The following is a 12409-nucleotide window of genomic DNA, read 5'->3' as shown; positions in this document are numbered from 1 at the left end:
TGCACTGCTCCCCGACCTTGGACCGCCGGAAGCTGGATTTTTCCGGCTGTCTCACGATGACGGGCTGGTGACGCCATCGGGATAATGCATGGCCATCGGGATGTTGTATCCGATCGCGCTGTGAGGTCGGTCTTCGTTGTAGTGTCTACGCCAATCTTCCAGCTTTTCGCGGGCGTCGGCAAGGCTCATGAACCAGTGCGCGTTCAGGCATTCCGCGCGGAGCTTCGAATTGAACGCCTCGATGAACCCGTTGTCGGTCGGTTTTCCCGGTCGCGAGAAGTCCAACGTGACGTCGTTGGCATAGGCCCAGAGGTCGAGGTCACGGGAGATGAACTCGCTGCCATTATCGACCCGAATGGTCTTCGGGTAGCCGATCTTGGCGCAGACCTTCTCCAGTGTTTGCACGACGTCTTCGCCGCGGTAGGCGAAGCGGGCATCAGCCGCTGGACAGAGCCGGGAATGGGTGTCCACCACGGTCAGGATGCGGAGCTTCTTGCCCATGGCGAGTTGGTCGTGAACGAAGTCCATCGCCCAGACATCGTTCGGGCCGACCGCTTCCTGGCGGTCCTCGCGCAGCTTCGCTTTCACCCGGCGTTTCGGGTGCTTGTTCCGCAGCTGAAGCCCCAATTCGTTGTAAATCCTGCGCGTCTTCTTCATGTTGATGATCCAACCTTCTCGCCGAAGCAAGACATGCACACGGCGATAGCCATACCGCACACGCGTCTCGCAGATCTCCCTGATCCGCCTTTCGACGGCAGCCTGATGCGTCCGCCGGGACTTGTAGTGGTAGCTGGACGTGTCAAGGCAGATGGCCCCACAGGCCTTCCGGATCGACACGCCCCAGTCGACGCACATCCCGGTCACGATCTCTCGCAGACGCCCAGGCTTCAGAGCTTTCGGCGGATCACGTCCTGCAACATCTCCCGATCGAGGGTCAGATCGGCGACGATCTTCTTCAGCCGTGTGTTCTCGTCCTCAAGCGCCTTCAGCCGGCGCATCTCGTCTGGCAGCAACCCGCCATATTTCTTCTTCCAATTGAAATAGGTCGCCTGGCTGATCCCCGCCTTGCGACAGATCTCCGCGACCGGCGTTCCCTGCTCCCCCTGCTTCAGGATGAACGCCTTCTGCGCCTCCGTGAACTTCGATGCCTTCATGCGTTTCCGCTCCTCTCCCAGCCAGGAAAGATTAGCCGAAAACTCCAGCTTCAAACGGTCCAGTTTTCAGGGGGCAGAGCACGGAATTCGACCTGCCGTACAAAAGTACCGGAATGCGTGTATTCGAGGTTCTTGCGCAGCCGACACTCAATGCACCTAACCTTGACGCGAGCAACGAGATCGCAAGCCCTGAGTATTGGAGCGGACATGCGACGGTCGACCTGGACGGGAGCGGACTAATCACGGTGTCCGGCAACGGCGGTAACGAAAGTGCCGATGACTACAACCTGCTGATCTTCGTGATCTCCAACATCTTGGTCTCCGCTGATGCGTTCATCACCGGCGTGTTGACACTTAGTGGCAAGCTCCTCTCGCCTACCGGCGGCGCCCAGACTCCGAAAGTCAGCTTCACGGCAAACAGCGTGACGCTCATCTACGATACCACAGGATTCGGAGGTTCCGCGGAGTTCATCATCGAGGATTTCGGCACCTCGACGTTCCAGATATCCACAAGCTCCACAGTGATCCCGCTTCCGGCCAGCCTGCCGCTTATGGCAGCGGGTCTGGGCGCATTCGGGGTGCTCGCGCGGCGGCGGAGAAGCTGATCCAGGCGGTATTCCGGCGCTGATCTTCAAACGACGGGGGCTTCGGCCCCCGTTTTTCGTTCGAGCGCAGCGATCATCATCGCTTCGCGGCGCGACACACTCAGGCGCGAATGGCGGTTGCGCCGCGCCGCGGCGCGCCCCCTAGTCATGCCAGTGCCGCCGCGTTAAACAGTGCGAGACGGACCACCGTTAGCGCCAACAAGTCAGCAAGGACGACTCCATGAGCACCATCATCGACATCATCGGCCGCGAAATCCTCGACAGCAGGGGCAACCCCACCGTCGAGGTCGACGTGATCCTCGAAGACGGCACCATGGGACGCGCCGCCGTGCCCTCGGGCGCCTCCACCGGCGCGCATGAAGCGGTCGAGAAGCGCGACGGAGACGCCGCACGCTACAAGGGCAAGGGCGTGCTGGGCGCCGTTGCGGCCGTCAACGGAGAGCTGGCCGAAAGCCTGGTCGGAATGGACGTGACCGAACAGGCCACCATCGACGCGATGATGATCGAGCTTGACGGCACGCCGAACAAGGGCCGCCTTGGTGCCAACGCCATCCTTGGCGTATCGCTGGCTTGCGCCCATGCGGCGGCGGACGTGACCGGCCAGCCGCTCTATCGCTATGTCGGCGGCACCTCGGCCCATGTCCTGCCGGTGCCGATGATGAACATCATCAATGGCGGCGAACACGCCGACAACCCGATCGACATCCAGGAATTCATGATCATGCCGGTCAGCGCCGGGTCCATCGCCGATGCCGTGCGCATGGGGTCGGAAGTGTTCCACACGCTCAAGAAGGAACTGTCTGCGGCGGGCATGTCCACCGGCCTTGGCGACGAAGGCGGCTTCGCGCCAGAACTTGGTTCCACCAATGACGCGCTCGATTTCATCCTGAAATCGATCGAGAAGGCAGGCTACACCCCCGGCGAGGACATCTTCCTCGCGCTCGATTGTGCCTCGACCGAGTACTACAAGGGCGGCAAATACGAGATGGTAGGTGAAGGCAAGTCGCTGACCTCGGATGAAAACGTCGCCTACTTGTCGGCGCTGTGCGATGCCTACCCGATCATCTCGATCGAGGACGGCATGGCCGAAGACGACTGGGACGGCTGGAAGGCGCTGACCGACGCGCTGGGCGGCAAGGTGCAACTGGTGGGCGACGACCTGTTCGTGACCAACCCGCTGCGGCTTGCCGACGGTATCGCGAAAGGTTGCGCGAACTCCATGCTTGTGAAGGTGAACCAGATCGGCACGCTGACCGAAACCCTCAAGGCGGTCGAGATGGCCCACCGCGCACGCTACACCAACGTGATGTCGCACCGCTCGGGCGAGACCGAGGACAGCACCATCGCCGACCTTGCAGTCGCCACCAATTGCGGCCAGATCAAGACCGGCTCGCTGGCGCGGTCCGACCGGCTGGCGAAGTACAACCAGCTTATCCGGATCGAGGAAATGCTAGGCGAGACCGCCGAATATGCGGGCAGATCGATCCTGAAGGGCTGATCCCGTTCAATTGACACGCATCTCGGCGCGCCGCCTCCCCGGTGCGGGCGGCGCGCCGTGCTAACCTCGGCTCCATGTCCATGGATCCGTTTACAGCGCTTCGCGCCGCCTTCACTCACCTCGCTACACTCCTACTCGCCGCCGTCCTGACCGCAGCGGCGGTTGGTGCGGATACGCCGGACCGATGGCGCGCCGCCCATGCCGCGGGCAAGGGCCCGGTCGCCTGGATCGAAGCTGCCGACACTGCAGCGCCGGTGCAGCTTGCGGTCCTGTGCAGGGGCGCCAGCGTTGCGCTGGTGGTGCGCTCCGCTCTGCCAATCCCGGCCAGCACGGTGAATCTCCTGACACTCGACATCGACGGCACAACCTTCCGCCTGCCTGGACGGCGCCTTGGCACGGACAGCGGCAGCTTCGTGACCCAACCCGCCGAAGACCTGCTGTCGGCCCTGAGGCGGGGACATGTCGTCACCTTGCGCGGGGCTGCCGGGACGATGGTGGCTTTGACACTGCGCGGCGCGGATGCCGCCATCGACCTTGCCACACCGACCTGCGCGCCCGCGCCTGCGCGCGGCGCATGAGACGGCTGCAGCGCTTGTGCATGGCATAGTCGCGCGAAGGCCCGTACCTTCGGCCAATTGGATGTAAAGGGGCACCTTTCGACAGTATTGCTTTACGTACACCAAGGAGTATGACTCGCGCATGTTGCCCGAGAGAATAATTTCCCACCTGAACCTCGTCCCCCATATAGAGGGCGGCTACTTCCGTGAGGTATGGACCGCTCCGGCCGAGCGCGGCGAACGGCCAATCGGATCGCTGATCTACTACATGCTGACGCATGGCGATGTCTCTCACTGGCACAAACATGACGCCTCCGAAACATGGCTGTTCCATGCCGGGGCGCCGATGGCGCTGTCCGTGGCCGACAGCGAACACGGGCCGGTGGATCGCACGACCCTTGGCACGGGGTTCCATCTCGGCCACAAGCCCAGCCTCACCGTCCCGCAAGGCAGCTGGCAATCTGCCAGAACGACCGGGGATTGGTCGCTGGTATCCTGCCTTGTCGCCCCGGCGTTCCGCTATGAAGGCTTCACGGTCGCACCCAAGGATTTTCCGATTCCGAGTTAGGCTGCGCTACCTTGGCCGGCACCCGCGCCGCGCGGTCCGGTCAGCGGGAGACCGACAGGACTCCGACGGTCCTCGTCAGGTGTCCAAGGCAGCCCCTGCGCCGTTTCGGCCGGGCATCTTGGCCGGTTCCGCCACCCCTGCGTCAGGCGGTCAGATAGGCCACTAGCTGCGCGGTGGACCCGTCCTTGCCCTCGGTGCCCTCAGTGCCGTCCAGCACCGGCTCCAGCGCCTTCGCCAATTCCTTGCCCAGTTCCACACCCCATTGATCGAACGAGTTGATCCCGAGGATCACGCCCTCGACGAACACGCGATGTTCGTACAAGGCGATGATATTGCCAAGGGTCTCAGGGGTCAGCTGCGGGTAGGCCAGCGTGGTGGACGGCCGATTTCCGGGAAAGACGCGGTGCCGCGCCTGCCGTTCCAGTTCGTCCCCCTGAAGGCCCTTCGCTGCCATGATCGCGCGCGCCTCGTCCAGCGACCGACCGCGCAGAAGCGCCTCGGACTGCGCAAGGCAGTTGGCCACAAGCAGCCGGTGATGGTGCGCCAGATCCGGCTCGAACCCCTGTTTCGCCACGAGGAATTCACAAGGAACAACCCCGGTGCCCTGGTGGATCAACTGGTAGAACGCGTGCTGCCCGTTGGTGCCCGGCTCGCCCCACACGATCGGCCCCGAAACGCGCGGCAGATCGCTGCCATCCATCGCCACGCGCTTGCCGTTGCTTTCCATCTCGAGCTGCTGAAGATAGGCGGGCAGGCGCACAAGCCGTTGGTCGTATGGTAGAACCGCGCGGCTGGGATAGTCGCAGATCTGGTGGTGCCAGATCCCCACCAGCGCCAGCAGCACCGGCATGTTCGCGGCCAGCGGAGCCTCGCGGAAATGCGTGTCCATCTCCGCCCCGCCCTTCAGGAACGCGCGGAAATCTTCCGGCCCGATAGCCAGCATCAGTGACAGGCCGATCGGCCCCCACATGGAATAGCGCCCGCCAACCCAGTCCGCGAAACCGAACACGCGCTCCGGCGCGATGCCGAACGCCGCGGTCTTGTCCGCCGCGGTCGACACGGCGGCGAATTGCGCCGCGGGGTCCGCGACCTTGCCCGCCATCCAGCGTTTCGCCGTCTCTGCATTGGTCATCGTCTCGATCGTGGTGAACGTCTTGGACGCGACGATCACCAGCGTCGTTTCCGGGTTCAGCCCTGCCAGAACCTCGGCCACCTGCGCGCCATCCACGTTGGAAACGAAATGCGTGCGCGGACCGTCATGGAAGGGCGACAGCGCCAGTGCGGCCATCGCAGGGCCAAGATCGGACCCGCCGATGCCGATGTTCACCACGTCGGTGATCGCCCCGCCCTGCCCGGTGAACCGCCCGGTGCGCACGTCGTCGCAGAACGCGGCCATCCGGTCCAGCGTCGCGCGCACCTCGGGCATGACATCGGCGCCGTCCACGGTCACGGATGCATCGAGGTTGCGCAGCGCCGTGTGCAGCACCGCGCGCCCCTCGGTCTCGTTAATCGAAGCGCCAGCGAACATCGCGTCACGCCGCTCGGGTACGCCCGCCGCTTCGGCGAGACCCAGCAACAGGTCCATCGCCGTCGCATCGAGATTCGTCTTGGAATAGTCGAACAGCATCGGCCCCAGCCGCGCCGAGAACGCCGCCGCGCGGCCCGCTTCGTCGAACAGCGACAGGATCGGACGGTTTTTCACCTGCGCGTGGTGAGCGGTCAGGTCACTCCAGAAATCGGTCATCTTCAGTTACTCCGCCCAGTGCACCGTTGCGTCCTTCAGCACCAGCGACACCGGCGCCTGAAGTGGATCGTCGAGTTTCGCCGCCTGTTCCACCGCCGCGCGCTTTTCCGGCCCGGTGATGACGACGTGGGTATGCATCGCACCGCGTAGTACCGGTCCGGTCAGTGTCACCCGCGGCTCGGGCTGGCCCGGCGCGGTCACCGCCATCACCGGAGGCGCATCGGCGGCGATCGCCGCTTCCAGCTCGGGCGAGCCGGGAAACAACGAGGCGGTGTGCATGTCCGCGCCCATCCCCAGCACCAGCACCGACAGCGGCAGAAGCGGGGTCAGCGCGTCGCAGACGGGCCCCAGAGCCTGCGACGGATCGTCGGCTTCGGAATGGAAGAACAGAAAGGACGCCGCCGCCGCGTAGCCACGCATCAGCCGCCGCCGCACCAGCCGGGCATTGGACCGGTCCGACGTTTCCGGCACCCAACGTTCGTCGCCCAGCAGCACTGTCACGCGGTCCCAGTCCAGCCGCACGGCGCTGAGGGTGTCGAACAGCGGGCCCGGCGTCGTGCCGCCCGGCACCGCGAAGCTGACCGCATCGCCGGTGGAGAGCGACTGTCGCAGGTCGCTGGCGAGCTTGTCGGCCAGGTCCATCATCATCATTTCGCGATCGGGGTATTCGACAAGATTCATGCCCGGATCTCCCTCCAGCGGCGGCCGTCGCGGTGCAGCAATTCCAGCGCCGCCTCGGGGCCGGAACTTCCGCTGTCGTACTTGGCGGGCTTGGTCTTGCCTTCTTCCCAGCCCGCGATGATCGGGTCGGTCCAGGCCCAGGCAGCTTCCACCTCGTCCCCGCGCATGAACAGGGTCTGGTTGCCGCGGATCACGTCCATGATCAACCGCTCGTAAGCGTCGGGCACTTCTTCTGCATCGGGGCCAAGCGCGTCGGCGAAGGTCATGTCCAGCGGCACATCGACAAGGCGCATCCCGCCAGGGCCGGGTTCCTTGATCGTCACACGCAGGTCCATCCCTTCGTCGGGCTGCAGGCGGATGGTCATCTCGTTCGCGCGCCCGCCAGCCTCTTCGCCGAAGATCGAATGGGGCGGCTCGCGGAAGCGGACCACGATCTCCGACATGCGCGCGCGCAGGCGCTTGCCGGTGCGCAGGTAGAAGGGCGTGCTCTGCCAGCGCCAGTTGGCGATGCGTACCTTGAGCGCGATGAAGCTTTCGGTGATCGAGCGCGGATCGCCGGCATGATCGAGATAACCGTCTTCGCCGTTCGCCGCCTCGTACTGGCCGCGCACCACCTCGTTGGCGAGAACAGGCTCCAGCGCGCGGATCACCTTCAGCTTCTCGTCGCGCACCGCGTCGGGTTCGAACCTGGCGGGCGGTTCCATCGCGATCAGGCAAAGAAGCTGCATCAGGTGATTCTGCACCATGTCCCGCATCGCGCCCGACTTGTCGTAATAGCTGCCGCGCCCGCCGACGCCCACGGTTTCCGCCACGGTGATCTGCACATGGTCAATGAACTGAGCGTTCCACAGCGGTTCGAACAGGATGTTGCCGAAGCGGACTGCCATAAGGTTCTGCACCGTCTCCTTGCCGAGATAGTGGTCGATCCGGTAGATCTGCCCTTCTTCGAAATAGGTCGCCAGCGTGGCATTCAGCGCGCGCGCGGTCTGAAGATCGCGGCCGAACGGCTTTTCGACCACGATCCGGCTGTCCGCGTCCGCGAGGCCGCGCGTCTTCAGCCGTTCCGCGATGTCGCCGAACAGGAATGGCGCGACCGAGAAGTAGAAGGCGCGCACGATGCCGTCGCGCAGTTTCTCGCGCAGCGCCTCCCAGCCGTCATCACCCTGCGCATCAACCTGCTGGTAGTCGATGTGCTGCAGGAAGCCGGCGATCACTTCTTCGCCCTGTTCGGCCTTGTCGCTGAATTCCATCAGTGCCTCGCGCACCATCGCGCGATACTCGTTCACCGACATTTCTGACCGGGCCGCGCCGATCACCTGCGCCGCCTCGGGCATCTGGCCAGCGGAGTAGCGCCGGAACAGGCCGGGCAGGATCTTGCGCCGGGCAAGATCGCCGGTGCCTCCGAAGATCACGAGATCGAACGTATCGACCGGTATGACGCGAGAAACCATGTGAACACCTTCGTCTGCGGGCCTGCGCCGGATCCGGACCGGTGCGGCCCGGAATGATAGCGCAAACAGTTGCCGGTTGCGCAGTCCTTAGCAGAGTTTCGCCTTGCGGCAAGTGGACTGTTGGCCGCCCCTGGCCCGGCTGGCCGACAGGCAACACACGCTAAGGGTGGCCGCTGTGGCGCTCAGCCGTCAAGCTCCGCGTCCCAGTAGAGAAAATCAAGCCATGTGTGATGCAGGTAGTTCGGCGGAAACTTGCGCCCCTGATTGCGCAGTTCTTCCGCGCAGGGCTGGCGCGGCGGCTTGCGCAGGCTGAACCCCACCTGCTTGAGCGAGCGCGACCCCTTTTCCAGGTTGCAGCGCCCACAGGCGGCGACGACGTTTTCCCAGCTTGTGATGCCGCCGCGGGCGCGCGGAACCACGTGATCGAAGGTCAGATCGCCCGTCGCGCCGCAATACTGGCAGGAGAATTCGTCCCTCAGAAAAAGATTGAAGCGCGTGAAGGCCACGCGCTTCTGGGGTTTGACGAATTCACGAAGAACGACGACCGAGGGGATTCTGATCTCGGTCGTCGGGCTTCGGACAACCTTGTCGTATTCGGCGATGATGTCGACCCTGTCGAGGAAGGCCGCCTTGATCGCATCCTGCCATGGCCACAACGACAACGGGTAGTAGGACAGCGGCCGGTAATCCGCGTTCAGAACAAGCGCCGGGTGATGCTTGAGGCTCGTGGGTTCCCTGACGAAAGTGGTGCGAAACTCGGCGTTCATGAAGATTACGTCCCTGCCCTGTCTGCCTTTCCGGCGCCAGGGGCGGGACACCCGCCCCATCACTGTCCTTGACTATATATGGCGTTCGGCTTCTGGCAAGCCCCGCAACATGAAGTGTCCGTGTCCCTTACAATGCAGGTGTAACGCCGATGTGACGCGCAGCGTCGCGTTCCGGGTGGGATCGCCGTGTCAGGGCGCGCCCGGCGCGGTGCGGCCACCCTCCAGCCCCAACCTGTCACGCATGAAGGCCAGCGCGACGCTCAGCCCGTCGGGGGCGATACCATGCGCGGTGCCCTTCATCACGTGGGCGAACACCTCGAACCCCGCCGCAGTCAGGGCGTTGGCGGCCTCGGGCAGCGATTGCGGCGGCACCACGTCGTCCTGATCGCCGTGCAGCAGCAGCACGGGGGGGCGGCTGCGCACCTCGTCCTCCAGAAACTCGGGCTCCAGCAGGCGGCCCGAGAACCCGGCGATGCCCGCAACCGGCGCGGCGCGGCGCGGCGCGACATGCAGTGCCATCATCGTGCCCTGCGAGAAACCCACAAGAAACAGCCTGTCCGGCGTGATGCCTTCCTCCTCCAGCACACCATCGAGGAAGGCGTTCAAATCGCCCGCGGCCGAAAGCAGCCCGCTCGCCGCCGCTTCCTCGGACGAGCCATCCAGCCAGGGGATCGGAAACCACTGGTAACCCATCGGGTTGACCGTGCAGCGTTCCGGCGCGTTGGGCGCAAGGAACACCGTGTCGGGCATGTGCGGCTCCAGCGGCTCCGCCAGACCCAGAAGGTCGTTGCCGTCGGCCCCGTAGCCATGCAGGAAAACCACCACCTGCCGTGTTGTGCCGCTGGCCGGGGCGCGCCGCCCGGCGTCGAGTGCGCGTGTCATCGGATGCCCTCCCGCTGCTTTTCCTGGCCGTAGTAGGCCCAGAGCAGCCGGGCCGCAACAGCCCGCCACGGCGCCCACTGCGCTGCCATGTCGCGCAACGCCCTTTCGCGCGGGCGTTCGGGCAGCGCGAACAGCATCCGGGCGCCCTCCTGAAGGGCGAGATCGCCGGGCGCGAACACGTCGGCCCGCCCGAGTGAGAACATGGCATAGATCTCGGCGGTCCAGACGCCGATGCCGGGCACTTCGACCAACGTTTCCACAACCTGCGGCGTCGGTACGCGGCGCAGCGCGGCGAAGTCGATGCCCGCCCCGGCAAGCGCACGGGCATAGCGGATCTTCTGGCGCGACAGCCCGCAGGCGCGCAACGCGTCGTCATCCGCTGCCGCCACCGCGGCCGGGCAGTCCATGCCCGCCGCCTGCATCCGTCCCCAGATCGCGTCGGCGGACGCGACCGACACTTGCTGGCTCACGATGGCCGAAAGCAGCGCCGCGAACCCGTCATCGCGTCGGCGCAGGGGAAGCGGGCCGGTGCGCTCCAGCGCGGCGGCAAAGCGCGGCTCCACCCGCACAAGATGCGCCGCGCCCTCGGCAACGCAGGCGGGGGTTTCTATGATGCGTTCGTCCATACCTTCTCCGCTATGGCGGCAAGCGCCGCTTCGGGGCCGTCCACCGGGCCATCGGCGGGACCGACCGCAGGCTGCGCTGGACGGGCGATCAGCGCAACCGGTAAGCGAAGGGCCCTTGCCGCGTCCAGCTTGCCCCGACCCGCCGCGCCGCCCGCGTTGCGCGCCACCACCCAATCCACCCGGAGCCGTCGGAACAGCGCGCTCTCTGCTGCCGCGTCGTGCGGCGGACGCGACACCACATATGCGCCGCCCGCGACCGGGCAAGGCGCACCCGGCGGGTCGATCACCCTGCAGATCACCCGCCGCCCCGCAAGATTGGCGAACCGGTTCAGCCGCTGCGCGCCGGTCGCAAGAAACACCGTCGCACCTGCGGGAATGTGATTTGCCGCGTCCTCTTCGGCGGCGATGGACGTCCACAGGTCGCCCGGCCCAGCCTGCCACGCGGGCCGCAGCACCCGCAGGTAGCCAACCCCGCGTGCCGCGCAGACCTGCGCGCTCCGGGGGCCGATGCGCCGCGCGAACGGGTGGGTGGCATCCACCACCAGCCCGATACGCTCTTGCCGCAGAAAGGCGGCGAACCCCGCTGCCCCGCCGAAACCGCCGATACGGGTCGGCACGGCCAGCGGCGCGGGGACGCGCACGGCACCGGCCAACGATGCGGTCGCATTGACGCCCGGCATGGTGGCCAGCCCGGCGGCGATCTGCCGCGCTTCGGACGTGCCGGCCAGCAGCAGAACCCGCAGGATCATGGCGCGCGGCCCAGAACGTGCCCCGCGCGGTCAATCACCACCGTGTCCACAGCGACCGGGGCATCGCCCAGCATGGCCTGCACCTGCGCGCGCGCCGCGTGCGCCACGAGACCCGCCAGCGCAGGACCCGCCCGTTCCAGCGCATCAAGCGCGGTTGCCGCGCTGCTCACGTCCGGCAATCCAGCCTCGCGCGCCAGCGCGCCAAGCGCTGCAAAATCCACCGTGCTGCGCCGCGAATGCAGATCGCGCGCGCCCTGCGCCAGCTTGGTCATCTTGCCGATGCCGCCGCCGATGGTCAGCCGCGGCACCGGGTGACGCGCGAGGTATTTCAGCAGGCCGCCCGCGAAATCGCCCATATCCAGCATCGCGTGATCCGGCAACGAATGCAGAGCCTGCACCGCCCGTTCGCTGGTCGCCCCGGTGCAGCCCGCGACATGCGGCAGGCCAGCCGCGACCGCCACGTCGATGCCGCGGTGGATCGACGCGATCCACGCCGCGCAGGAGAACGGGCGCACCACGCCGGTCGTCCCGAGGATCGACAGCCCGCCTTCGATACCCAGCCGGGGATTCCAGGTCTTCGCCGCCAGCCCCGCGCCGCCCGGCACGCTGATCGTGATCTCCACGTCGGATGGTCGGTCATGGCGGGCGGCAAGGCCCGCGACCACTTCGGTCATCATCTGCCGGGGCACCGGGTTGATCGCAGGTTCTCCCACGGCGATCGGCAGGCCGGGCTTCGTGACGGTGCCGACCCCGTCGCCCGCAAAGAAGCGCACACCTTGACCCGCGGCGCCCGCGCGAACCCGCGCGATGATCGTCGCGCCATGGGTGACATCGGGATCGTCGCCCGCGTCCTTGACCACGCCGCACTCCGCCCAGCCCGGCCCGTAGCGGCAGTTTTCCAGCACGAAAACAGGGGTTTCACCGCGCGGCAGTGTCAACTGCACCCGCGCGGGAAACGCACCGCCCCAAAGCGCGTCCAGCGCGCCCCAGGTGGCGGCGGTCGCGCAGGCGCCGGTGGTCCAGCCGCGGCGCAGTTTGGGGGGATCGGCCTGCATGGCCGGACCATGACACCGCCCGAAGCGCAGCGCAACGCGGCGCGCGTCTGGCCCACATGCCCGGTGCCGCAT

13 protein-coding genes are annotated in these 12409 nt (G+C 66.1%); 4 read left to right on the top strand and 9 right to left on the bottom strand.

Annotated elements, in window-relative coordinates:
- Positions 1 to 51 precede the first annotated feature (51 nt).
- Positions 52 to 1154, bottom strand: a protein-coding gene (locus DKT77_RS20480) for an IS3 family transposase (RefSeq protein ID WP_109810157.1) whose coding sequence is annotated in 2 segments (ribosomal slippage) — positions 52 to 893 and positions 893 to 1154 — 1104 coding nt in all. Because the reading frame shifts where the segments join, the coding sequence is not laid out codon by codon here.
- Between the two features lie 113 nt (positions 1155 to 1267).
- Here DKT77_RS20480 and DKT77_RS20470 point away from each other — a divergent pair.
- The 4 genes from DKT77_RS20470 to DKT77_RS20455 all read left to right on the top strand — a co-directional run bounded on the left by DKT77_RS20470 (position 1268) and on the right by DKT77_RS20455 (position 4382).
- Positions 1268 to 1759 carry a VPLPA-CTERM sorting domain-containing protein gene (locus tag DKT77_RS20470; RefSeq protein ID WP_109813482.1) on the top strand — a complete coding sequence of 164 codons (492 nt, stop codon included), beginning with the start codon at positions 1268 to 1270 and terminating at the stop codon, positions 1757 to 1759.
- A gap of 220 nt (positions 1760 to 1979) precedes the next feature.
- Positions 1980 to 3257 (top strand): phosphopyruvate hydratase, encoded by a 1278-nt coding sequence (gene eno / locus DKT77_RS20465; protein ID WP_109813481.1) that lies wholly within the window; start codon positions 1980 to 1982, stop codon positions 3255 to 3257.
- 80 nt (positions 3258 to 3337) lie between these two features.
- Positions 3338 to 3835 carry a hypothetical protein gene (locus DKT77_RS20460; RefSeq protein ID WP_109813480.1) on the top strand — a complete coding sequence of 166 codons (498 nt, stop codon included), beginning with the start codon at positions 3338 to 3340 and terminating at the stop codon, positions 3833 to 3835.
- A gap of 121 nt (positions 3836 to 3956) precedes the next feature.
- Entirely contained in the window at positions 3957 to 4382 is a 426-nt protein-coding gene (locus DKT77_RS20455) for a cupin domain-containing protein (protein WP_109813479.1), read from the top strand.
- 142 nt (positions 4383 to 4524) lie between these two features.
- Here the strand turns inward: DKT77_RS20455 and pgi are convergent, their stop codons facing one another.
- The 8 genes from pgi to DKT77_RS20415 all read right to left on the bottom strand — a co-directional run bounded on the left by pgi (position 4525) and on the right by DKT77_RS20415 (position 12337).
- The gene (gene pgi / locus DKT77_RS20450; protein ID WP_109813478.1) at positions 4525 to 6126 is read right to left on the bottom strand and encodes a glucose-6-phosphate isomerase; all 1602 of its coding nucleotides are present in this window, start codon (positions 6124 to 6126) and stop codon (positions 4525 to 4527) included.
- A gap of 6 nt (positions 6127 to 6132) precedes the next feature.
- The gene (gene pgl / locus DKT77_RS20445; protein ID WP_109813477.1) at positions 6133 to 6807 is read right to left on the bottom strand and encodes a 6-phosphogluconolactonase; all 675 of its coding nucleotides are present in this window, start codon (positions 6805 to 6807) and stop codon (positions 6133 to 6135) included.
- Positions 6804 to 8258 (bottom strand): glucose-6-phosphate dehydrogenase, encoded by a 1455-nt coding sequence (zwf, locus tag DKT77_RS20440; RefSeq protein WP_109813476.1) that lies wholly within the window; start codon positions 8256 to 8258, stop codon positions 6804 to 6806. The genes pgl and zwf overlap by 4 nt, the downstream gene beginning before the upstream one ends.
- Positions 8259 to 8440: 182 nt before the next feature.
- Positions 8441 to 9025, bottom strand: a complete 585-nt coding sequence (locus DKT77_RS20435) for an HNH endonuclease (protein WP_109813475.1) — start codon at positions 9023 to 9025, stop codon at positions 8441 to 8443.
- Positions 9026 to 9214: 189 nt separating this feature from the next.
- Positions 9215 to 9907, bottom strand: a complete 693-nt coding sequence (locus DKT77_RS20430; protein ID WP_109813474.1) for an alpha/beta hydrolase — start codon at positions 9905 to 9907, stop codon at positions 9215 to 9217.
- Positions 9904 to 10533 (bottom strand): DNA-3-methyladenine glycosylase family protein, encoded by a 630-nt coding sequence (locus DKT77_RS20425; protein WP_109813473.1) that lies wholly within the window; start codon positions 10531 to 10533, stop codon positions 9904 to 9906. Before DKT77_RS20425 ends, DKT77_RS20430 begins: the two co-directional genes overlap by 4 nt.
- Positions 10515 to 11282: a cobalt-precorrin-6A reductase gene (locus DKT77_RS20420; protein WP_338016099.1), complete on the bottom strand. Its 768-nt coding sequence runs from the start codon at positions 11280 to 11282 to the stop codon at positions 10515 to 10517. Before DKT77_RS20420 ends, DKT77_RS20425 begins: the two co-directional genes overlap by 19 nt.
- On the bottom strand, positions 11279 to 12337 hold the full coding sequence (locus DKT77_RS20415; RefSeq protein WP_109813472.1) for a cobalt-precorrin-5B (C(1))-methyltransferase: 1059 nt from the start codon (positions 12335 to 12337) through the stop codon (positions 11279 to 11281). The genes DKT77_RS20420 and DKT77_RS20415 overlap by 4 nt, the downstream gene beginning before the upstream one ends.
- Positions 12338 to 12409: the final 72 nt, after the last annotated feature.

Origin of the sequence: Meridianimarinicoccus roseus, assembly GCF_003172915.1 — a bacterium.
Classification (GTDB): Bacteria; Pseudomonadota; Alphaproteobacteria; order Rhodobacterales; family Rhodobacteraceae; genus Meridianimarinicoccus; species Meridianimarinicoccus roseus.
The sequence above is the reverse complement of the archived record's forward strand: the minus strand, read 5'-3'. Positions and strand labels throughout refer to the sequence as shown.